The organism is Bacillus sp. AF62 (genome assembly GCF_050312695.1).
GTDB lineage: Bacteria > Bacillota > Bacilli > Bacillales > Bacillaceae_G > Bacillus_A > Bacillus_A cereus.
The window spans coordinates 25307-47120 of sequence record NZ_JBNPJZ010000089.1; the positions used below are offsets into that span (position 1 = coordinate 25307).

The following is a 21814-nucleotide window of genomic DNA, read 5'->3' on the forward strand; positions in this document are numbered from 1 at the left end:
GTGATATGATGAGAGTCGCCATTTTTACCGATACTTTTACGCCACAAGTTAACGGGGTTGCGAAAACGTTAGAGCGATTAACACGATATTTTCAGAAAGAACAGATCGCCTATTCTGTTTTCGCCCCTCAGCATACAGCTGAAGATAATTTTGTAGCGAATGTGAATAAGATGAGAAGTATCCCGTTAACAATATTATATCCAGAATGTCGTTTTTCTTTTCCTACTCCGCGCATTAAACGGGAACTACTTTCCTTTAAACCTGACATTATTCACATTGCCACACCTTTCAACATGGGACTTTGTGGATTGTATTATGCAAAAAAATTAAACATCCCAGTTGTCGGTTCTTATCATACTGATTTCGATGCGTATTTACGCTATTACAAAATTGAATTTCTCTCCAATATGCTGTGGAACTATTTAAAATGGTTTCATAGTCATATGCAAAAAAATTTTGTACCTTCCTTTGAAACATTACATCAATTAAAAAACAAAGGCTTTCAGACCCTCTCTATATGGGGACGTGGTGTAGATTGCACACTCTTTCATCCTGCTTACAATACAGACCTATTCCGAAAAAAATATAATATTACAGCGAAATATGTCCTTTCCTACGTTGGACGAATTGCTCCTGAAAAAGATATTGATACGCTACAACACCTTATCGTTAAAACAGCACATACTCGAAACGACATTCATTGGCTCATCGCAGGAGACGGTCCTCTTGCAACAAGTTTACGTGAAGCTGTTCCGAAAACAAATATCACTTTTACTGGCTATTTACAAAGTGCAGATTTAGCTGAAGCATATGCTTGTTCTAACATAATGGTGTTTCCATCAGCTACTGAAACATTCGGAAATGTCGTACTTGAATCACTCGCATGCGGTACACCTGTTATTGGTGCAAATAGTGGCGGGGTTAAAAATATTATTACAGATGGAAAAACGGGAGTTCTTTGTCCGCCTAAAAATGAAGATGCATTTCTATCATCCATTTATTTTTTATTACAAAATGAAGAAAAACTTGAGCAGATGGGAATAGCAGCTTCATCTTTTGCGAAATCAAAAAGCTGGGATGAGATCTTTCGCGGCTTACTTAACCAGTATGAAGAAGTCCTTCAGCATACCACATCAGAGTTACTTGCTTGAACAGAAAAACTCCCTTCAAAAAACGAAGGGAGTTTATTACACACTTGTAAATTTTAGTTGAATGAATGATACATAAGGTGAAATATCATTTATTTCCATATTCATTATAGCAAAAATAAACATAACTAAACAGACTTGTAATAAAAACCCATAAAAATTAATATATGGTTATACAGTGTTTTTGCTGTATAATGATTTTAAGAATTCCCCTTAAAATCAACTTACTCACATACCTTTATACAGCAATTGTTCCCCAATTCTGTATATCAAAAAACCTTTCATTCATTTGAAAGGTCTTTTTGAGCCTGCACATATTCTTCTTTCGTATTTACATTTATAAAACAACCCGCATTCACTTGTACATCTTCTCCAGAAACATACTTCACATTACATTGTGATAAAAGCTGCCCCATACTTCTTTTTTCTTCCTGAAGTAAAGCATAAATCTTTTCTTTCACGCGGTTATGATACGCTGCAAGTAGCGGCTGTTTTCTTCCATTAATAATAGGTACAACCGCATCATATTCATTGCTCGTTTGCTCCAGTAAAATGGTAAACCATTCATGCGAAACATTTGGCGCATCGCAAGGCATAATAGCGTACCAATCTGCTTCTATGTATTCCATTCCTGATACAATGCCGGCAAGCGGCCCATTTCCTTTATAGTGCGGAATATCTTCTATAACAGGAACTTGTACGAATTGCTCTACTCGCTCTTTTATATCAGAATGACTGATGACTACAACTTCTTGGAGCACACTCGTCATCTCTTTCAAAATATGCTCAATAAAAGTACTATCTTGCCAGCTCGCTAACGCTTTTGGCTCACCGAATCTACTCGACATACCGCCCGCTAATACAATTCCAACCCACTTACTCATTGGCGATGCAGCTCAAATGTAATATGGCCTAATTCCGGTAAAATTAATTTATTCATCGCAAGACGAACCGCTCCGCTCGACCCTGGCATCGAGAAAACTACTTTGCGTCCAATTGTACCGCCAATCGCTCTACTTAACATTGCACTGCTTCCGATATCTTCTAAATAACTAATCATGCGGAACAGCTCACCAAACCCGACAATCTCTTTATCTAATAGAGCTGACACTGCTTCAATTGTTACATCACGCTTCGTAATACCAGTACCGCCATTTGTTAATACAACATCTACATCTTCCTTATGATAACCAGCTAACACTGCTTGCTGAATACTTTCTTTATCATCTTTTACAATTTCATAAGAAGTTACTGTATGGCCCGCTTCTTTTAACAATTCATGTAATAGTTGTCCGCTCTTATCCGTTTCTTCCGTACGTGTATCGGAAATCGTAACAATCTTGCAACGCACTTCTTTTGGAGCTTGTTTTTTATGTTCAGTTACACTCATTTTTTATCTTTCCTTTCTTAAAGACTTTTCTTCATTTTATCATACATATCTTTACACAATTATGTATGAAGCCAATAATGCGCCATGATACAATATAAGTATACTAACCCACAAAAAGGAAAGTGCACTTTCTTATACTCCTAGACTACACATCTTTAGCTACTCTTTATATTTTCTACATAATAGAATTCAATTTTAAAACTTGTACTAAAAAATAAATTGGAGGTCTACATGGTATGGAACTTTATAAAAAATTAACAACAACATTCATCCTCTTATTCATCGCTTCAATCACTGTCGGCTTTTCCTTAAAAGGTGCAATTCCATACGCTACATTAGTAAGCATTATATTCGCGACACTATTTTTACTAAGCAGTGCCTTTTGCGCAGGTAAAGCACGTCAAATGAAAGGTTGATTGCATATGTTCCAGTAGAAACCCACCCTTTGTAAATCATGTAAAAAGGAAATACAAACGTATGAAAAGGCATGACTAATACGAAAAAGTATATTGAGCTAGAAGGCGAAGTATATTGCAAATCATGCATTCAAATTGTAAGTAAAACGAAATAAAAAAAGCTTTGCGCTCACCGCGCAAAGCTTTTTTTCATATATTATAGACCAGCTTGCTCTTTTAAAGCTGCAGCTTTGTCTGTACGTTCCCATGAAAGATCTACATCAGTACGTCCGAAGTGGCCGTAAGCTGCTGTTTGTTTGTAAATTGGGCGACGTAAGTCTAGCATTTTAATAATACCAGCTGGGCGAAGATCGAAGTTGTTACGAACTAGTTCTACTAGTACGTCTTCAGATACTTTACCTGTGCCGAATGTATCAACTGAAATTGATACTGGTTGTGCTACACCGATTGCGTATGCAAGTTGTACTTCTGCTTTGTCAGCAAGACCAGCTGCTACGATGTTTTTCGCAACATAACGAGCTGCATATGCTGCAGAACGGTCAACTTTTGTTGCATCTTTACCAGAGAATGCACCGCCGCCATGGCGAGCGTATCCACCGTAAGTATCAACGATGATTTTACGTCCTGTTAAACCAGCATCACCTTGTGGTCCACCAATTACAAAGCGGCCAGTTGGATTAATGAAGAATTTTGTTTCTCCATCCATTAATTCTGCTGGTACTACAGCTTTAATTACGTGCTCTTTTAAGTCGCGATCGATTTCTTCCCATGTAACATCTGGGTGATGTTGTGTAGAAATTACGATAGTATCAACACGTACTGGTTTACCATTTTCATCATACTCAACTGTAACTTGCGTTTTTCCATCTGGACGTAAGTATGATAATGTATCATCTTTACGTACTTCAGTTAAACGGCGAGCTAATTTGTGAGCAAGCGAGATTGGAAGTGGCATTAACTCTTGTGTTTCATTACATGCGAAACCAAACATTAAACCTTGGTCTCCTGCACCAATTGCCTCAATCTCAGCGTCAGTCATTTGACCTTCGCGTGCTTCTAGCGCTTGGTCAACACCCATAGCGATGTCAGCAGACTGCTCATCGATAGATGTTAAAACAGCACAAGTTTCTGCATCGAATCCGTATTTTGCGCGTGTGTAACCAATGCCTTGAATTGTTTCACGAACGATTTTTGGAATATCTACGTAAGTAGAAGTCGTAATTTCCCCCGCTACCAATACTAAACCAGTTGTTACAGTTGTTTCACAAGCTACACGTGCATTTGCGTCTTTTGATAAGATCGCATCTAAAATTGAATCAGAAATTTGGTCACAAATTTTATCTGGATGTCCTTCAGTTACAGACTCAGATGTGAACAGATGACGTTTTTTTGTCATGTGGTAAACCTCCCTACAGTAATTGTATATATTGTACGGAACTCATCCTTAATTTGCCACAAACTGCGACATACATTTATTCTCCCACACAAGCATACAGAAAAACCTTTCCTACTTTACATAGAGGAAAGGTTTAATTTGCTACTTGCATACTGCTTTTTGCCCTTCGCTCTTATCGTTCGAGACCTGTAGCCTCGCACAGGTTTTAGCACCTATTCACCTGCATTTATCAATACAAGTGAGGTTGCTGGGCTTCATCGGGCCTGTCCCTCCGCCAGCTCGGGATAAGAGAGTATCCGTCCCAACCTATACTAAAGAAATGATATTCATTTGTCAATTAATATTCACATTTTCCTGAAAGTTTTTCTCAATACGCCTGAAATGAAATATTAATAGGGAAATAATGCATTCACACAAACAAAAAGAAATAAATAGTATACATTATTTATATAATTGTGTTATACTCTTGTTGGGGATTACGAGAAATATTTCATTAAATGAAAAGGATGGTATATAAATATGAGTACTGTGAATGTCCAAATTGGTTTACACGAATTATTGAACGGAAGCAATGCACAGATTCCACTAAGTGTTCCGCAATTAGTGGAAAAAGTATTAATGCGAAATGAAGGGAAATTAACTTCGACTGGTGCCGTTTCTGCTTCAACTGGAAAATATACAGGACGTTCTCCTAAAGATAAATTTATTGTGAAAGAAGCATCGGTTGCTGACAAAATTGCTTGGGGAGCTGTGAACCAACCGATTTCTGAAGAACATTTTAATAAATTATATACTAAAGTTTTAGAATACTTAAAAGAAAAAGAAGAGTTATTCGTCTTCAAAGGATTTGCAGGCGCTGACCGCAATTACCGCCTACCAATTCAAGTTATTAACGAATATGCATGGCACAATTTATTTGTACATCAATTATTCATTCGTCCAACTGAAGAAGAATTAACAACTCATGAATCAGAGTTCACAATTGTTTCTGCACCGAATTTCAAAGCTGATCCAGCTGTTGACGGTACAAACTCTGAAGCATTCATTATGGTTTCATTCGAAAAACGTATCGTACTAATTGGTGGTACAGAATACGCTGGAGAAATGAAAAAATCAATCTTCTCTATTATGAACTTCTTATTACCTGAACAAGATATCCTTTCTATGCATTGCTCTGCAAACGTAGGTGAAGAAGGCGACGTAGCACTATTCTTCGGTTTATCTGGAACAGGTAAAACAACATTATCTGCTGATCCAAACCGTAAATTAATCGGTGATGATGAGCATGGTTGGTCTGATAACGGTGTATTCAATATTGAAGGTGGTTGCTATGCAAAATGTGTAAACCTTTCTCACGAAAAAGAACCACAAATTTTCGATGCAATCAAATTTGGATCTGTTTTAGAAAACGTTATCATTAATGACCAAACGCGTATCGCAGACTACAACGATACTACTTTAACAGAAAATACTCGTGCTGCATACCCTATGCATGCGATCGACAATATCGTACTGCCAAGTGTTGCTGGACACCCAAATACAATTATTTTCTTAACTGCTGATGCATCTGGCGTATTGCCTCCAATCAGTAAGTTATCAAAAGAGCAAGCTATGTATCATTTCTTAAGTGGTTACACTAGTAAACTAGCAGGAACAGAGCGCGGCGTTACATCTCCGCAAGCTACATTCTCAACTTGCTTCGGTTCACCATTCTTACCACTTGATGCATCTCGCTACGCTGAAATGCTTGGTGAAAAAATCGAGAAACACGATGCGAAAGTATTCCTAGTAAACACTGGCTGGACTGGCGGCGAATACGGCGTTGGTAAACGTATGAACTTAGGTTATACTCGTGCAATGATTCAAGCAGCATTAAACGGCGAACTTGCAAAAACTGAAACAGCTAAACATGATATCTTCGGTCTTGAAGTTCCACTTCACGTACCAGGTGTACCTGACGAAGTGTTAATGCCTGAACAAACTTGGGCTGATAAAGCTGCTTACAAAGCAAAAGCAATCGAGCTTGCAAATGAATTCAAAGAGAACTTCAAAAAGTTCGAAAGCGTTTCTGAAGATATTATTAACTTAGGCGGTCCAATCGCTTAAATTAAAACTTTCTGTTGGAATAACCCTTTACTCATATGAATAAGTGTCTTGTAACCGTAAAGTTTCGCGTACTCACCGACAAAACCCAATGCGGCTTAACGGTTACACACACTTACATAAAAAAGAAGCTTACGTGAAAACGTAAGCTTCTTTCTATATCTTATATAAAGTGAAATGCTAATCTCTTCATCTGTGACCTAGATTATAAAATTACAGCTTCGAATATATACATTATATCCCTACTCGCTACATCTCTCGGGTTTCACATCATATGGGGTTAAAAAAGGCCCTGACCGCTTCTATTCGTGGCTGGATCATCTATTCCATCTAAAAAGAAGTCTTTTATCTTTTTATCTCTTTTAGCTCTTTGTTAGTTCTTTCTCATCTTTCATGCTATAGTATCCTAAATTCACAACGATTAAGAAATAACCACCCATAATCCCTACTGCAAATGCCCACATAACCATGTGGTGCTCAATTTCGTACATAATAATAGCACCCAAAATGGCAGCTGCAAAACGGTTAAACATACCGAGTGTCGGTGCTTTCGTCTTCTTTACAATACTATCTCCAAGCTTCTCAATTCTTCTCCCTAGAAGCCAAACGCAATACATACTTACAATAAGCCCAATTCCAGCGCCTAAAAAGTGTGCTGAAAACGGTGTTAACATCCAACCTAGTAACAAAATACCTAGTATATAATACGATTGGATTTTAAATGATCTTAGTGACATACTAATCATGCTGTACCTCTCTTCATTCGTTCTTATCTATCCAAAAAAAAATTTCTTTCAAATCCATATTCCTTACATCCATTTCACTCAAATTAAAAACAACATAAACAGTATGTTTATGTTGTTTAAATGCTTTTAGAAAATAATATTATACAAGATTTCAAACATCATATTCTCATATTTTGTGACGGTTTTTCAAACTTTTTTCGTCCATTTATGAAAAAAATGATATCAATCTATGAACATACGGATATGATGTAATAAGCACACAAATAAAGGGGGCGTCTAATGATTTATTTTTTAATGGCTCTCATTCACCTCATTATCCCTGCACTTATCGGACTTTCATTGTATTGGTACACGAAAAACCATAGCATTTTTTACGCTGTCCTCGGTGTTCTTCTTCCAGGTATTATTCTTATTACACTCTTCCGTATTCCATTTTTAAACTTAATTCCACTTATTACTGCTATCTTATTTCTCATCTTCTTACCAAAAATAAAAAAATAGGAAAGCAGATCATAGGTGATCTGTTTTCCTATTTTGATATAGGTTCCCCTGCAATAGAATGAACTTTTACTTTCTCCGATTTCACAAACCATAGACCGACAAAAATGATAATTCCACCGATGATTTGTTGAAACGATACATATTCATTTGCCCAGACAGCTGCAAATAAAACAGCTACAAGCGGCGTTATATACATATATACATTCGTATGTGACGCCCCAATTTTTTGAACACCAACATACCACATTACTAGACCAAATACTGTGACAAAGAAAATAGAATATAGTAAAGCAAATAGTGTCATTCCGTGAGTAATGTGAAATGGCATGACAAACACATGCGGACCACTTAACAATAATAGCGGAATCGCACCCACTAATGCAGACCATGCTGTAACACGTAATGCTGAATATTTTTTAATTAATGGTCCTGCTAAAACAGGATAAAGCCCCCAGCATATTGATGTAATAAGTCCAATTCCATTGCCATAAAAAGAACTAGTAAGTGAATGTCCTGCTACTAAAACTAATGCTGCACCAACAAAAGCAATCATAGAACCGATTAACTTTCGAGAAGAAAAATTTTCTTGTTTCAGAAAAATCGCAAATACAGTTGTAAAAATAGGTGAAATAGAAATGAGTAAAGAGGCATTTGTAGCGGATGTATATTTGACAGTTTCCATAAATAACGTTTGATACAGTACAATACCTACAACGCTAACGATGATTAATCTAGGTATATCCTTTCGCTCCATATAAACCGATTTTTCAATAAAAAAGGTAAGAAGTAACAGGAGCGGTGCCGCCGCCATCATACGAAGTGCAGTAAATTCAATTGCTGTAAATTCTAAAAATCCATACTTTGCAATCGTATAGTTAATCCCCCAAATAATAACAACACTTAAAATTAATAACTCAATTCCCCATCTTCTCATGCGTATCCCCTCCGCAAATAAGATTATACAGAAAATTCAATCACATGTACATTTCATTATGTGAAAAAACCTTTTTACTATTGGGACGTTTTGGTAAATGAAATTATATCGGCGATTTTTTCAATATATCGACTTATCAACAAAAATCGACAATAATAGCGCCTTATAAAATAAAAAAATGTGAATCCAAAATACATTTTGGACTCACATTTCCTTTACTATACTCGAACGTGTAATTTCATATTTGGATTATAAAACTGGCTTGGGCTCTTCAACTGAAAAGTTCCTCCACCTTCATGCCAATCAACCGTTAACTTATCGTCCATAAATACAAGCTTTGTACGATCAGCGATAAAATTCATTGTGCTTGATTCAATATCCACATCGCGCTCATCTTTTTCTGCTACAGCTACTAAATCGATGATTCCACTCATGACACAACCGCAACCCTCATTATCGTAAAATAACTTTATATATTTCGCTTCACTTGGAATCGTATCCATAATCTTTTTATATGCTGCTTCTGTTACAGTAACGTACATATGTTAATCTTCATCCTCTCTTCTCTTATCATTCATATATTGTATCACCATTTTTCTTAAAAGTTATATACAGAAAATTAAGACTAATATACAATGTATGTGATAAAGTTTCAGCAATCGAGCTTTTATGAGTAGTTCATGCAGGAGAAAGGATGTTTACTATCTGTGTTCAAACTACAACGATATCCTATGTTATTAGGTCTATTTAGTAGTTTCTTCATTTCTAGCGGAATGCTATTACAGCATGTACTTCCCTATTCTCCTTCTATTGGCTGGATTCTAGGTTTTATTTGTTTCCTATCCGCTTCTTATTTTGCTACGAAGAATACAAACAACTCATAAAGCAAGAATCATCTTAAGGAGGATTATTAAACATGCCAGCCTTAAAAAAAATAGAGCAATCACTCGATCACTTATTCCAAATTGAAAAATACGGAAAAGATAGTGCCTTTAGTCGATTTATCCCAGCCGTATATGATCCTATCAAATTTCCTTGGCAACAATTTTTCGAAGCAAATTTTGTAGATTTATTTAACGGCCTTATGATGCACGGATCTGAAAATGTAAACAAAGTATTTTTAGCTGTATTCCCTACAAATGACATTCTTGAAACATTCATTTCACAATCCACACCTGGTGATTTACTCTTTATGCACCATCCCCTTGTAATGGAGTGTGGTGATCCAATTGGAAGATCAGGCCGCGGTTTCATACCAATCCCTGAAAAATATTTGCAAGAAATAAAAGAAAAACAACTTTCTATATATACATGTCACGTACCAATGGATTTTCATCAAACACATGGAACGAGTATTTCAATTGCAAAAGCATTAAACGCTACTGTAGTGGACCACTTTGCATATGGAGGTCCAGAACAAGAACCAGTTGGCCTTATTTGTGAAATAGATGAAACATCAACAGAAGCACTCCAAAAACATCTAAAACAACTCTTCCAGATTCCTTACACAGACTTCGAAGGGAAACGACATGATTCCATCAAAAAAATCGCAATTATCGCTGGATGTGGCGATGTTGTATCTTTAATGAAGGAAGCAGAAGAAAAAGGTGCTGAAGCATATATTACAGGAGAAATCCATTGCCATATCGACAATGATTACGGCCGACATAAATACTCTCTCATTATGGATTATGTAAAAGAAACGAGTATGTCTCTAATTGGGGTGTCACACTCTGCCTCTGAATATTTAGTGAAAGAGACATTGATGTATGATTGGTTTAAAGAGAATTTTGATGTGGATGTTATTTTGCTTCCGCAGGAGAAATGGTGGCTCTAACACTATCATTTTTTTAATTTATATACACAATACAACCGACCACAGAAAAATAGATAAATGAGAAAGCACATGTACCTACGTAAATGCTTTCGTTGTGCCGAAAAATGAACCTACTGGTAGCACCGACTTTACTGGTGCTATCAGTATTACAGCTGGAAACCTATTTTTGTGAGAGGATACAACCGCTCTTTATATTCATACTGCAAGTGCTGTATATTCTGTTTTTCTAATTACTAACATATAGCAATTCATTTCATAAAAAAAGACCCGAGATTCGGGTCAACAAATAGAAATATAAATGAACTACAACAAATAACAGACAAAGCCATTATATATTTTTCGTAGTAAAACATCCATTAATTTCTTTTTACACTATCAATATATTATTTTTCGTTATCGTCCTCTTTTTTAGAACGTCTACCTAAGAAGAATACAAGAACTAATAATATAATTAACAGTAGTACTCCGCCGATAATGTAATATAGTGTGTAGTCTTTTTTCGCTTCTACCGCTGTATCATTTAACTTATCAGCTGTCTTTCCTTCAATTGTAAATTTCTTCGTCCATTCCCATTTTTGATTGCCATCAGTGGCTTTCACTTCTACTCGGTACGTTCCTGGATCAAATGCTTTGTTTTCCCAGCTAATAGCGTAATCAAAGTTTGAGTTTGGCGCCATTCTTAAATTTTCTTTTTTCGCTTCAAATAAAATGTCTGTACCTTTTTCTTTATATATCTTTGCATCAACACTTAAATTTTTTAACATTGCTGGCTTTACGTTTTGTAAATTTGTAGTAACAACGTTACGCCCGTTAATTTGTGTTGGCTTTACTTCGTTTAATTTCATGTCTGGTTTTACTTCAGCATCTGTTTCTTTTAAAACAACACCAATTGCGTATGCATATTTATTTTCAATCTGCACACCTTCATCTTTTTTCTTTGCATTCTCATCTTCTTTTTCTTTAAAGTATAAACCACCTAAAATAACACCATCAAACGACTCATTTGGCATTTCTAGGTTTATATCAACTGTCACTATGCTGTTAGCTGGGACTTTCGTTTCTTTTGGCATTTTAGCAATTTTAGAAAACGGATATTTCAAAGTAGAATCCGTTTTTGGTTCTACTGTACTATAATCTGTAATACCATTGCTATTCGTAATTGCTGTATTAGCAAACGATTCTACCACAACTTCTTTATTCGTATCATTTTTCATTTGGACTTGAATTGTTTGCTTTTGTCCAGGTTGCATTTTCAAATCAAAATACGTTTGATTTTTATCAATTTGATTTTCTGGTATAACTGCTGTCACAGCGAATTTCATTTCAGCTGCATATACTGAAAAAGCGTTTACCATGAAGAATGTAATTAATAGTAAGCTAGTAAATAGTTTTTTTACCATCTCTTATGTAATCCCCTTCATATCCATTTTATAGACAAGAAAGAGACAAGGTTAAAGCCATTCCCTTATCTCTTCTCATTTTCCTCTTTTATCTTAAAATTCCTCTTACTTACATAGGAGCGTCTGTTAGTTCCCAAGTTAGTGAAGTTGTGTATTGTGTTTGTTCTTTTTTCGTTTTACCTGGTACAGATAACTCTACGCTTTGTTTCGCTTCTGTTGCATCTTTACCAAACGTATTTACCCATGTACCCATACCTTGGTTTTCTTTTGCATCGATTAAATCAGATGCTGCACCACTTGGATTTAATGTGATAGATTGTTCTGCTGTTGGTGCGTCGCTACCTGCATTTGATTTCAAAGCTGAATTTTTTAATGTTAATGCCGCGCCATCCAACGCTTTATCATCTGCAGTTTTGAATTGACCATTTTGTTTTACTGTTAAATGCCATCCAGCATTTGTACCACGATTATCTGTTACTTGAACGTAGTTCGGCACGTCAATTACAGAACCGTCTACTTTTTTCTTTACTTTATCTAATTCTGCAAAGTAGATTTCGTTATTCCCTGATGCTTTTTGTGTTTTAAAGTTGAAGTTAGATACATAATCAATACTTAGTGGACCATCTGTACCTTTTTTATCTGGATCAACTGGATCTACAGTTTCATCTGGATTCTCTGGATTAACAACATCAATTTTATCTGTATTTTTCTCGAATTTAATGAATGCTTTTGAGTCTAATTTCCCGCCATCTTTCTCAGCTGCAAATGCAGACGTTCCTACTGATACTGATGATAATGTTACCGCTCCAATTAATGCTATTTTTGCTAGTTTCATAGTTTTATACCCCTTTATGATCATTTTTAAAATTCAGTCATTCTTAATTTTCAATCTTGTATAAGCTTAGTTTGGTGTATCTTCTAAAGTCCAAGTTAACTCAGCTGAATATTTCGCACCTTTTTCTTTCGCTGTCGTACCTGGTACGAATAAGCTCACACTCTTTTTACCTTGTTCTGTTCCTTTACCGAATGCAGTCGTCCAATCACCCATACCTTTATTCTTTGCGGCAGTAGTAATTTCCACCGCATCTCCACCTGGAGCTAGCGTTACTTTATTTTTAAATGTTGTAGGTGCATATTGTGCATCAGTTACAGAATTTACAGCTGGGTTACTTAAGCTTAAAGCTGCATTTGTTAACTCACTATTACCACTTTTAAATTGTGCATTTTGCTTTACTTTCAATTTCCATCCTGCATTTGTACCACGGTTATCTGTTACAGATACGAAGTTAGGTACTTCAACTGTTTTGCTCCCTTGTTTCACTTTATCCAATTTTGCAAAGTACGTTTGATCATTACCAGAGATAACTTGCTCGCCGAAGTGTAAGTTAGAAACGTAGTTAATACTTAATGGACCTTTTGTTCCTATTTCATGGTCACCAGGGTTCTCTGGTGTAACTTTTTCATTTGGATTTTCTGGATTGTTTGGATCTGTTGTGCTTGTATCTTCAATAAACGTTACATCTGTTTTTGATTTCATATTTGCTTTCTCTTCCGCAAATGCTGAAGTTCCTACTGCTGCAACTGATGTTAATGATACTGCACCGATTAATGCTAATTTTGCTAGTTTCATATGTACCTTCCCCTTTTCTCTGTTTTCATCTATTTTTTATTTTGAATACACTTGCTTTCTCCTAATTCTTTTGAATACATATAAGATAAAACAATCGAAAACAATCCTATATATTGTTTGAAATCCCGTGTCTGGCCTCCTGTTTTCGGTAAATATTTATCTCCATTTTTATTTTTATCAACTGTCTCTTTTTTTGTATTTATCTTTGTCGGATCAGTTGATGTATTTGGTGTATAGCTATTCGAAAATGTAATACCCGCTTTTGAATTCGTACTTGTAGCCGTTACTACATTTGCCATAAGAAACGGCACACATATAACTGTGGAAACGATAATACCAACTATTTTTTTCATTACTCTCTCCTTTCTAAAATTTATATATTTCATATGTTTTTAGAGAGGAGCATCGGTTAATGTCCATTCTAGCTGTCCAGCATATTTAGTATTTGCTTTGACATTCGGCCCTGGTTTTACTTGTAAATGAATTCCTTCGTTTTCCTTCCAATTTAGTGAAACCTCCTCATCGTTTTTAGAAATATACGAGAATGCTTCTATACTAGAGGTACTTAAAGGTGTATCCTTTCCATTTCGTTTGTAAATCAATGCTCCTGTCAATGTGTCATTTTGCGCTGAAGTTAATGGTGTGATTTCCTTTACATATACACTCCATTTTTGCTTTTTAACACGATCATCGGTTACCTTTAAAGGATTTGAAATCGTCTTCGGTGCGTATGTCGTTGTTTTCGATGGAATTGTTAAATCTCCAAATGTAATTTCTTTTGGTACGTCTACTAACTTTAAAGTCCCATCAACGACAGTAACCGGCACTTGAATCTCCGCTTGTACACCTTGCTTCGTTTCAATTACAACCGTTACAGTATGATTCCCTATTGTTTTGGTATCTGGAATATTGATTAACTTCACTACTGATATTGGTTTATCTACATCCAAATTCGTATCTACAGATAAATCTGTCACAAATTTAGAAATATCCATTTTTGTTAAATCTGTTCCTTGCACTACTTTTTGTGGGACTGGTTTCCCAGTTGGAATACCTTTATACCTTATTTTTACGATTCCATCTCGATTACTATCTTGTCCATTCTTATCGCCATCTAAATAATTTTTAGCTGACACCGGTATTTCAAGATAACCATCTTTATAATATTTCATTACATTAGCACCTTTTACAGGAGAACCTGTAATTGTCATTTCATAAATTTTCCCGTTGAATTCTTCTGTTTTTAGCGCATTTACTTTCGCAACCGCAGTGACTTTATTGTTTGTCCTGCTAATATCAAAGAAGCTACTTACATCATCTCCACTCTCCACATCTTGAATGGAAACATCATTCACAGTAAAATCCTTATTCACTTCACTTTCTAATACAAAAGATTTCGCATAGTGAATCTCTTTCGATTGAGCAGGCATATTTTGATATACCTTATAAGAAAGTTGACGGGAATTATCTTCCACAATATCTCCTATTACACTTGGAGCTGGAATTTCAATTTGTGCAATCGCTAATTGGTCGTATGATACATTAACACCTGAAGCATTTAATCTAACTTCTAGCGGTAATTCTGTTAAATTATCAAATGTAATTGTCATATCTGCTTCTGGAGTAGCTACTGGACCTGCTGTTCCAGAAAACTCGATTTTATTATTCCCTTTGTCTTGATACCTAATTGAACTCGTATCATACACGTATAAATTCGTTAAATGACTACCATCATTACGTAACGTTACATTTTTATAACTATTTATCCTTTTGAAATTCCACATTGCCGTTAATGGTACTTTTTTACTTGTTCCATGTTCATAAAATTCAAAGGAAGCATTATAAGTTTGTCCTGACCTTCCGTTCCCATATAATTGTAAAAAGTTTTTTGCATCACCTTTAGTTATTGGTGTTTTAACATCTACAGATGAAGCTGTCATAGAGTGAATATTAATACGGACATCAATCCATTTCCCTTGATATTCACCAGCTTTTTTTACTAATACGTACTGTTCTCTATTTGAATTTCTAAATGTATATTGACTTTGACCAGTTCTGTCATTCCTACTACCCTTTACCTCATATGTTACTTGTGGGCTCCAAACAAATCTAAAAGCATATTTACCCGAGATAGAAGGCCCTTCACCTGTTCTATTATTTATTACCTTTACATTTGGATATTTAAGAATACTTGTAACAGGACTAGCAGCTAGTAGAGATTGGCTCTTTAATACCTTCTCAGCTTGAATAGCAGGTAATTCCTGATTATTTTCGTTTACCTTATTGCTCTCTTTTAATTCATTTTCCTTTGATACGAGTTCTTCATTAACCTTTTCTTTCGCTAAAGTCTTCGTTTCTTTTGGAACTTCAGCATTAGTAGAATTTATTTCTTGTTTTTTATTTTCTTCCGATACTTTCACTTTTTCACTTATTTCTTTTTTCATAACTTCCTCTGAAGCCTTTGGATTTTCATCAGAAATAGCTACATTTAAAGCCTCTTTTTTCTCTACAACATGTAGAGAAGGAGATTCAATTTTCTTTTCATTCCCTTCAAACTTCACTATCGGTTCAAATTTGTACTCTCCAGCTTTTTCATTTGAATGACTACATATACGTCACCGATAAAATTACTTTGTTCATTCTTTTCAATTTTTACAATGTGATCTTCTGTTACTGAAATGTTTTGAATCGCTTTATTGTTTTCGTTCATTTTTTTCGTTTCTGCTTCATTGAACAGCTGTTCATTAGATAATTTCAGCTCGATATTAGCATCTTGTTTATTTGTATTTGTAATCTTTAATACTACATTTTCATCAACTTTTATTTCTTGTTTATCCATATGAACGATAAAACGTCCTTGCTCGTCGTTTGTAACCGCATAAACTTTCGTTGCAGAGTAATCTAGCACACCAACTTGCGTAAATAATATTCCTCCAGCGAGAAGTATACGCCCAAATTTACCTATTTGATTTTGCAATGTACTTCCCTCCCTCACTTCTTATGAACCGAATATTTCGAACATTAAATTTATTATTCAGCTAAATTTACAATCATAATGTGTATTCCTAGAAAATAAAAAGCCTGGTTGCCTTTTCGATTTTCATACATCACAACATGTGTGAAAATCCAAACTGCAACCAGACTATCATAGTAATTTTCATTACCTTAGACTCTTAGCTTTGCGACCTATCCTTTCGAACAGTGTGCCCATTTATTTTTTCTTTTTGAGACAATAAAAAATCCGGTTGCCTCTTCGATTTTCATACATACAACTATGTGTGAAAATCCAAACTGCAACCAGACTATCATAGTAATTTTCATTACTTTAGACTCTTAGCTTTGCGACCTATCCTTTCGAATAGTGTGCCAAAAATAGGTATTTATTTATCGTGTTTTGAATATACCATTAAAACCCAAAAAAGAAAATAGTTTTTTTAGAAAAAAACAATTAATTTTTATAGTCTAAATTTTCCACTGGAAAATCCATAATAAAAACTTAAAAAAACATTTTGATCTTAGAAATACATCATACATTCTTTATCGATAAAATGAGATTTTTACTATCCATAAATAGCAAGATAAAATAGAAAAACATCACTTATTTGGAAGTGATGTTTTTTCTATTTAATGCAGTGGTAACATAACCTCAACCGTCGTTCCAATCCCAACTTCACTTTCAAAACTCATTTTACCATCGTGGTCTTTAATAATTTTTTCTGTAACTACTAAACCTAGACCAGTTCCTGTTTCTTTCGTTGTATAAAAGGCTTCATTTAACTTTGGAATTTTATCTTTCGGAATGCCGCATCCCTCATCTTTCACTTGAATGATGATTCCATCTTTTACAGTAACTTTAATCGTAATTGTTCCGCCAACTGACATTGCTTCAATTGCATTTTTAATTAAATTAAAAAAGACCTGTTTTAATCGTTTTTCATCACATGAAATTGATGGTAAGTCTTTACTGTAAATACCTTGTATGTAGACTCCTTGTTTTAAAGCAGGCTTTTCCATAACTCGAATAACATAAGAGATAATTTCTTGTATGTTATGAGTTTCTGATTCTAGTGATTTAGATTTCTCAAATCCACTAAGTTCTGTAGCAATTATATGAATCCGATCTACTTCTTGTTTCATAATATCACTATAGATTTTATCCTCTGGATGCTTGTCTGCTTGTTTATTCACAAGTTTTTTTAAGTTTGCTAAAGGTCTTCTAATCTTATAACCAATAACCGTTGCCATCTTTCCAACAGCTGCTAGTTTTTCTGTCTGTTTTATTTCTTTGTCCATCATCTCAAGCGTACGAACATAAGACTGAACCCTCAAAAATATAATCCAACATATGATAGTAAATACGCTATATAATGCCATTGGGATTAAAACGAGAGAAGATTGAATAATGATTCCTGTAAGAGCATACTTTCCGACAAGTATCGCTGGAACTAACCAGAAATATCTTTTATTCACAAAGATTGGTGCAAACAAAATAAAAAATCCTTCTACTATATTTCCACCGTCAAATTCTGCATCGCTACCATAATAAATCATAATGTTATGGATAAAATCTAATACATTATAGCCAATTAGAATAATATACTTTACCGCAAAAGCATTCTTCCATTTCATAAAGTATATCCCAACGCAAAACAATACTACCATCAAAAAGTAAAGCCATAAACCTAAACCATCTTCAAACTCTCCTACACCTTCTTGCTCTCCACCGATTAACGGTACGATAAATTCATAGGCAAGATCATATACAAAAAATATAATGAAAAATAAACTTAAAAATGCTTTCAGCGCCTTTATTTCTTCGTTTTTAAATATATAGCCTTTATTCATATGGTAACTCCTAGCTTTTCTTCCACTTGGATTTCAGTATTTCTACACTTCTTTGGGAGAATGATGTCTATTCTCGTTCCAGTATCTCTTTCACTTGAAATATGCAGCTCACCAAGGTGCTCGGCGACAATTCGATTCGCTACCGTAAGTCCCAGACCAATTTTATCTTGTTTCGTTGTATAAAAGGCCTCTGTAACACGAATTAAGTTTTCTTGCTTAATACCATGACCATTATCAATCACGCTGATCATTACATACTCTTTCCCTTTATTTTCTAATCTTACATGTAATATGCCATCTTGTTCCATTGCCTCTAAAGCATTTTTTATCGTATATAAAAAGACTCCTCTTATTTTTCGTTCATCACATTCAACTTCTATTGTTTTTTCTTCCACATTCGAAATAAACTGCACGTTTAATTCATTCATTTTTTCGCGAAGACTTGTTATTACTTGTAATACAATTTTTCCTACATCATGTTTCTTATAAATAGAAGGTTTGCATGTAGCAACTTCCATTAACTCGCTTATCATATTATTCATATTTTCTATTTCAAAAATCATACGTTTATAAGTAGGATCCTCTTCATGCTTCTCTCGTTGTAATTGCGTAAATCCTTTTAATGAAGCGAGTGGATTTTTAATTTCATGTCCAACCGTCGCTGCCATTTTTCCGATTACTGCTAATTTCTGTGATTCACTAGCAATCGCTATACTTTCCTTTACAGCTGAAAGATATTGTAAAAATCGGTTTAAAATGATATATGCAGCTATTAACATAAGTGTACACATAATAAGGAACATAAATGCTTTTACTTCCTCTAATACAAATAAATAAATTAAATATTTTCCTACAATAGAGGAAAGTAAAAACACATAGAATTTTTTATTTAAAAATATGGGTACAAAGAAAATGAGAATAATTTCTATTATATTTGTCGCATCAAACGCCGCCTTATTATAAAAAATATATGAAAATATATTAGCGATTTCTATCCCTATGTATGCAAATATCCATGCATATTTAACAAGTTTTGCCTTCTCTTTTTTCATTAAATATATATTCACGCACAGTATTGCTACTCCGCAAATAACTTGCCATACTATTTTGTATCCCTTATCCATTATTGATTTATCGTCTAATACGATTGCATAGAAAATTTGATATACAATAACAATGACATATAACACCCATAAAAGGATTTTTGCATTCTTTTCTTCTTCTTTATATGATAGAAAACTTTCTTTCACTTCAACACCCCTTCAAAATAATATCTCGAAGAATACCATTTATTATAATAAATGATTTTCATAGACAAACAAAGATAAATCGAACATTTGAGGAAAATCATCCCAACGACGCAACATCTTCATGCTATATACAAGCATAAAAAACATAAACAATAATACGTATATTATGGGAGGTGTTTTTATGGACGGCAAAAAAAATAAAAAGACAGAACAACTCCAATCTTTCACGCGTGAAAATGAAGGAAAGGAGATGACAACAAATACAGGTGTTAAAATTTCAAATGATGAAAACTCTTTAACTGCCAGTGATCGTGGCCCTACCCTTCTAGAAGATTTCCTTATGCGAGAAAAACTTTCTCACTTTGACCGTGAACGAATTCCAGAACGAGTCGTTCACGCACGAGGATACGGAGCACATGGCATTTTTGAGTTATATGAATCTTTAGAAGAGCTAACAATGACCCACTTTCTACAAGACCCTTCAAAAAAAACACCGCTTTTTATTCGTTTCTCTGAAGTAGCTGGATCAAAAGGAGCAAATGAAACGAATCGAGATGTAAGAGGATTCGCCGTTAAATTTTATACAGAAGAAGGAAATTTTGATTTAGTAGGAAATAATATTCCCATTTTCTTTATTCAAGATGGCATTAAATTTCCTGATCTTATTCACGCCCTTAAACCAGAGCCACATAATGAAATTCCACAGGGTCAAACAGCACATGATACTTTTTGGGACTTCATCGCCAACAATCAAGAATCAGCTGCAATGATGATGTGGATTATGTCCGATCGTGCAATTCCAAGAAGCTTTCGAATGATGCAAGGATTTGGCGTTCATACATTTCGTCTAGTTAATAAAAATGGAAAGTCACGATTCGTGAAATTCCACTGGAAGCCAAAGCTTGGCGTTCATTCGTTAATTTGGGATGAAGCACAAAAACTAGGTGGTGCTGACCCAGATTACCATCGCCGTGATTTGTGGGAAAATATTAATGCTGGAAACTATCCTGAGTACGAACTTGGCATTCAAATTTTAGAAGAAGAGGACGAATTTAAATACGACTTCGATATATTAGATGCAACGAAAATTTGGCCTGAAGAAGATTTCCCCGTTAAAATCATTGGGAAAATGACCTTAAATCGCAATGTAGATAATGTATTTGCTGAAACTGAACAAGTGGCACTACACCCTGGAAGTATCGTCCGTGGTATTGACTTTACCAATGACCCTCTCTTACAAGGTAGACTCTTTTCTTATACAGACACACAATTAGCACGCGTTGGTACAAATTATCAAGAACTACCGATTAACCGTCCAATATGCCCATTTCATAACAACCAAAGAGATGGTGCGTCTAAATATATAATCGACAAAGGAAAAGTTGCCTACCATAACAATTCCTTAGCAAATAATTCTCCTTATACTGTACCTGGAACAAAGGGGGGATTCGTTACATATCCTTCTACTGTATCTGGTCATAAAACAAGGGAAACTGCCGCTAGCTTCAAAGACCACTTCTCTCAAGCTCGTTTATTTTGGAATAGTATGAGTCACGTCGAAAAAATCCACATTATGCAGGCTTTCTCCTTTGAATTAGGAAAAGTCAAAAGTAAATCTGTCCGCCAACAAGTCGTTGATATGATTGGACATATTAGTACAGAATTGGCTACTTTAGTTGCAGAAGCTCTCGGAGCAAAAGTCCCAAATGTGCAAGAATCCAACGTTACAAAATCATCTCCAGCACTAAGTATGGCAAATACGACCTTTAGCCCTAATACATTACGAGTAGGTGTCATTGTTGCAAATGGATATGATGGGCCAAGCGCACAATATATAATAAATCAGTTCAAACAAGTAGGTCTTCAACCAGTGATCGTTTCCGAACGATTAGGCATAGTGCAGGGAACGCCAAATGGACAATGGGAAGTAAATGATACTTTCTTAACAGGCTCACCACTCCTTTACGATGGATTACTTCTTATCGGCGGAAAGATGGATGATCATTTTCTTAACAAAGCAAGTTCATTTGTCGTAGAATCATATAATCACTTTAAGCCGATTGGCTCCCTCCAAAACGGCTCTTCTATTATTCAATCTTTAAATATCGAAGGAAAGCCTGGTGTTTTAATAGAACAAGACCCTACGCGGCTAGCAAATGAATTTATTAAAGCTATGACAAAACAACGCTTTTGGGATAGAGCATATTCATAAAATAGG

18 protein-coding genes, 2 pseudogenes and 3 riboswitches are annotated in these 21814 nt (G+C 35.0%); of the genes and pseudogenes, 7 read left to right on the forward strand and 13 right to left on the reverse strand.

What is annotated here, in order from left to right; all coding sequences use genetic code 11:
• The first annotated feature begins 8 nt into the window (after window positions 1-8).
• Window positions 9-1151 (forward strand): glycosyltransferase family 4 protein, encoded by a 1143-nt coding sequence (locus ACQRBL_RS23840; protein ID WP_411995740.1) that lies wholly within the window; start codon window positions 9-11, stop codon window positions 1149-1151.
• Between the two features lie 278 nt (window positions 1152-1429).
• Here the strand turns inward: ACQRBL_RS23840 and ACQRBL_RS23845 are convergent, their stop codons facing one another.
• Both ACQRBL_RS23845 and ACQRBL_RS23850 read right to left on the reverse strand, forming a co-directional pair.
• Window positions 1430-2032 carry a molybdenum cofactor guanylyltransferase gene (locus ACQRBL_RS23845; RefSeq protein ID WP_411995739.1) on the reverse strand — a complete coding sequence of 201 codons (603 nt, stop codon included), beginning with the start codon at window positions 2030-2032 and terminating at the stop codon, window positions 1430-1432.
• Complete coding sequence (locus ACQRBL_RS23850; RefSeq protein ID WP_000117130.1) at window positions 2029-2538, reverse strand: MogA/MoaB family molybdenum cofactor biosynthesis protein; 510 nt, start codon at window positions 2536-2538, stop codon at window positions 2029-2031. Before ACQRBL_RS23850 ends, ACQRBL_RS23845 begins: the two co-directional genes overlap by 4 nt.
• A gap of 236 nt (window positions 2539-2774) precedes the next feature.
• Here ACQRBL_RS23850 and ACQRBL_RS23855 point away from each other — a divergent pair, with 236 nt between their 5' ends.
• Window positions 2775-2954, forward strand: coding sequence for a hypothetical protein (locus ACQRBL_RS23855; protein WP_000424797.1), 180 nt, complete (start codon window positions 2775-2777; stop codon window positions 2952-2954).
• Between the two features lie 196 nt (window positions 2955-3150).
• On the opposite strand, the gene metK is transcribed toward ACQRBL_RS23855, so the two are convergent.
• On the reverse strand, window positions 3151-4350 hold the full coding sequence (metK, locus tag ACQRBL_RS23860; protein WP_000163117.1) for a methionine adenosyltransferase: 1200 nt from the start codon (window positions 4348-4350) through the stop codon (window positions 3151-3153).
• 169 nt (window positions 4351-4519) lie between these two features.
• Window positions 4520-4641, reverse strand: a riboswitch (SAM riboswitch).
• 228 nt (window positions 4642-4869) lie between these two features.
• Between metK and pckA the strand changes: the two genes are divergently transcribed.
• Window positions 4870-6456: a phosphoenolpyruvate carboxykinase (ATP) gene (pckA, locus tag ACQRBL_RS23865; RefSeq protein ID WP_411995738.1), complete on the forward strand. Its 1587-nt coding sequence runs from the start codon at window positions 4870-4872 to the stop codon at window positions 6454-6456.
• A 359-nt stretch (window positions 6457-6815) separates the two neighbouring features.
• On the opposite strand, the gene ACQRBL_RS23870 is transcribed toward pckA, so the two are convergent.
• Complete coding sequence (locus ACQRBL_RS23870) at window positions 6816-7199, reverse strand: ATP synthase subunit I (RefSeq protein WP_000624926.1); 384 nt, start codon at window positions 7197-7199, stop codon at window positions 6816-6818.
• 279 nt (window positions 7200-7478) lie between these two features.
• Between ACQRBL_RS23870 and ACQRBL_RS23875 the strand changes: the two genes are divergently transcribed.
• The gene (locus ACQRBL_RS23875; RefSeq protein WP_000639042.1) at window positions 7479-7700 is read left to right on the forward strand and encodes a hypothetical protein; all 222 of its coding nucleotides are present in this window, start codon (window positions 7479-7481) and stop codon (window positions 7698-7700) included.
• 28 nt (window positions 7701-7728) lie between these two features.
• Here ACQRBL_RS23875 and ACQRBL_RS23880 read toward each other — a convergent pair whose 3' ends face one another.
• Both ACQRBL_RS23880 and ACQRBL_RS23885 read right to left on the reverse strand, forming a co-directional pair.
• A complete protein-coding gene (locus tag ACQRBL_RS23880; protein ID WP_411995737.1) occupies window positions 7729-8634 on the reverse strand; it encodes a DMT family transporter in 906 nt (301 codons plus the stop codon).
• Window positions 8635-8852: 218 nt separating this feature from the next.
• A complete protein-coding gene (locus ACQRBL_RS23885; RefSeq protein ID WP_000289570.1) occupies window positions 8853-9176 on the reverse strand; it encodes an iron-sulfur cluster biosynthesis family protein in 324 nt (107 codons plus the stop codon).
• A 165-nt stretch (window positions 9177-9341) separates the two neighbouring features.
• Between ACQRBL_RS23885 and ACQRBL_RS23890 the strand changes: the two genes are divergently transcribed.
• Together ACQRBL_RS23890 and ACQRBL_RS23895 are read left to right on the forward strand one after the other, a co-directional pair.
• Window positions 9342-9518 (forward strand): hypothetical protein, encoded by a 177-nt coding sequence (locus tag ACQRBL_RS23890; RefSeq protein WP_015406513.1) that lies wholly within the window; start codon window positions 9342-9344, stop codon window positions 9516-9518.
• A 32-nt stretch (window positions 9519-9550) separates the two neighbouring features.
• Window positions 9551-10471, forward strand: coding sequence for a Nif3-like dinuclear metal center hexameric protein (locus tag ACQRBL_RS23895; RefSeq protein WP_411995736.1), 921 nt, complete (start codon window positions 9551-9553; stop codon window positions 10469-10471).
• A gap of 383 nt (window positions 10472-10854) precedes the next feature.
• Here the strand turns inward: ACQRBL_RS23895 and ACQRBL_RS23900 are convergent, their stop codons facing one another.
• The 7 genes and pseudogenes from ACQRBL_RS23900 to ACQRBL_RS23930 all read right to left on the reverse strand — a co-directional run bounded on the left by ACQRBL_RS23900 (window position 10855) and on the right by ACQRBL_RS23930 (window position 19596).
• Window positions 10855-11871, reverse strand: coding sequence for a DUF916 and DUF3324 domain-containing protein (locus ACQRBL_RS23900; protein WP_097920377.1), 1017 nt, complete (start codon window positions 11869-11871; stop codon window positions 10855-10857).
• 109 nt (window positions 11872-11980) lie between these two features.
• Window positions 11981-12706 carry a WxL domain-containing protein gene (locus ACQRBL_RS23905; protein WP_000761506.1) on the reverse strand — a complete coding sequence of 242 codons (726 nt, stop codon included), beginning with the start codon at window positions 12704-12706 and terminating at the stop codon, window positions 11981-11983.
• Window positions 12707-12772: 66 nt separating this feature from the next.
• Window positions 12773-13501, reverse strand: a complete 729-nt coding sequence (locus ACQRBL_RS23910) for a WxL domain-containing protein (RefSeq protein WP_000761531.1) — start codon at window positions 13499-13501, stop codon at window positions 12773-12775.
• A gap of 36 nt (window positions 13502-13537) precedes the next feature.
• Window positions 13538-13854: pseudogene (locus ACQRBL_RS23915) on the reverse strand (cell wall anchor protein).
• 39 nt (window positions 13855-13893) lie between these two features.
• Window positions 13894-16478: pseudogene (locus ACQRBL_RS23920) on the reverse strand (WxL domain-containing protein).
• Between the two features lie 152 nt (window positions 16479-16630).
• Window positions 16631-16719: riboswitch (cyclic di-GMP riboswitch) on the reverse strand.
• Window positions 16720-16790: 71 nt separating this feature from the next.
• A riboswitch (cyclic di-GMP riboswitch) is annotated at window positions 16791-16879 on the reverse strand.
• A 246-nt stretch (window positions 16880-17125) separates the two neighbouring features.
• Window positions 17126-18346 (reverse strand): ATP-binding protein, encoded by a 1221-nt coding sequence (locus tag ACQRBL_RS23925; RefSeq protein ID WP_411995735.1) that lies wholly within the window; start codon window positions 18344-18346, stop codon window positions 17126-17128.
• Window positions 18343-19596, reverse strand: coding sequence for an ATP-binding protein (locus ACQRBL_RS23930; RefSeq protein WP_000664860.1), 1254 nt, complete (start codon window positions 19594-19596; stop codon window positions 18343-18345). Before ACQRBL_RS23930 ends, ACQRBL_RS23925 begins: the two co-directional genes overlap by 4 nt.
• Window positions 19597-19777: 181 nt before the next feature.
• Between ACQRBL_RS23930 and ACQRBL_RS23935 the strand changes: the two genes are divergently transcribed.
• Window positions 19778-21808 carry a catalase gene (locus tag ACQRBL_RS23935; RefSeq protein WP_097920460.1) on the forward strand — a complete coding sequence of 677 codons (2031 nt, stop codon included), beginning with the start codon at window positions 19778-19780 and terminating at the stop codon, window positions 21806-21808.
• Window positions 21809-21814 lie beyond the last annotated feature (6 nt).

Coding starts and splice junctions, on each gene's coding strand:
- ACQRBL_RS23870 (WP_000624926.1), bottom strand. CDS start 7,199: ATGATTAGTATGTCACTAAGATCATTTAAAATCCAATCGTATTATATA.
- ACQRBL_RS23895 (WP_411995736.1), top strand. CDS start 9,551: ATGCCAGCCTTAAAAAAAATAGAGCAATCACTCGATCACTTATTCCAA.
- ACQRBL_RS23840 (WP_411995740.1), top strand. CDS start 9: ATGAGAGTCGCCATTTTTACCGATACTTTTACGCCACAAGTTAACGGG.
- ACQRBL_RS23925 (WP_411995735.1), bottom strand. CDS start 18,346: ATGAATAAAGGCTATATATTTAAAAACGAAGAAATAAAGGCGCTGAAA.
- ACQRBL_RS23900 (WP_097920377.1), bottom strand. CDS start 11,871: ATGGTAAAAAAACTATTTACTAGCTTACTATTAATTACATTCTTCATG.
- ACQRBL_RS23880 (WP_411995737.1), bottom strand. CDS start 8,634: ATGAGAAGATGGGGAATTGAGTTATTAATTTTAAGTGTTGTTATTATT.
- metK (WP_000163117.1), bottom strand. CDS start 4,350: ATGACAAAAAAACGTCATCTGTTCACATCTGAGTCTGTAACTGAAGGA.
- ACQRBL_RS23845 (WP_411995739.1), bottom strand. CDS start 2,032: ATGAGTAAGTGGGTTGGAATTGTATTAGCGGGCGGTATGTCGAGTAGA.
- ACQRBL_RS23910 (WP_000761531.1), bottom strand. CDS start 13,501: ATGAAACTAGCAAAATTAGCATTAATCGGTGCAGTATCATTAACATCA.
- ACQRBL_RS23905 (WP_000761506.1), bottom strand. CDS start 12,706: ATGAAACTAGCAAAAATAGCATTAATTGGAGCGGTAACATTATCATCA.
- pckA (WP_411995738.1), top strand. CDS start 4,870: ATGAGTACTGTGAATGTCCAAATTGGTTTACACGAATTATTGAACGGA.
- ACQRBL_RS23855 (WP_000424797.1), top strand. CDS start 2,775: ATGGAACTTTATAAAAAATTAACAACAACATTCATCCTCTTATTCATC.
- ACQRBL_RS23850 (WP_000117130.1), bottom strand. CDS start 2,538: ATGAGTGTAACTGAACATAAAAAACAAGCTCCAAAAGAAGTGCGTTGC.
- ACQRBL_RS23935 (WP_097920460.1), top strand. CDS start 19,778: ATGGACGGCAAAAAAAATAAAAAGACAGAACAACTCCAATCTTTCACG.
- ACQRBL_RS23875 (WP_000639042.1), top strand. CDS start 7,479: ATGATTTATTTTTTAATGGCTCTCATTCACCTCATTATCCCTGCACTT.
- ACQRBL_RS23885 (WP_000289570.1), bottom strand. CDS start 9,176: ATGTACGTTACTGTAACAGAAGCAGCATATAAAAAGATTATGGATACG.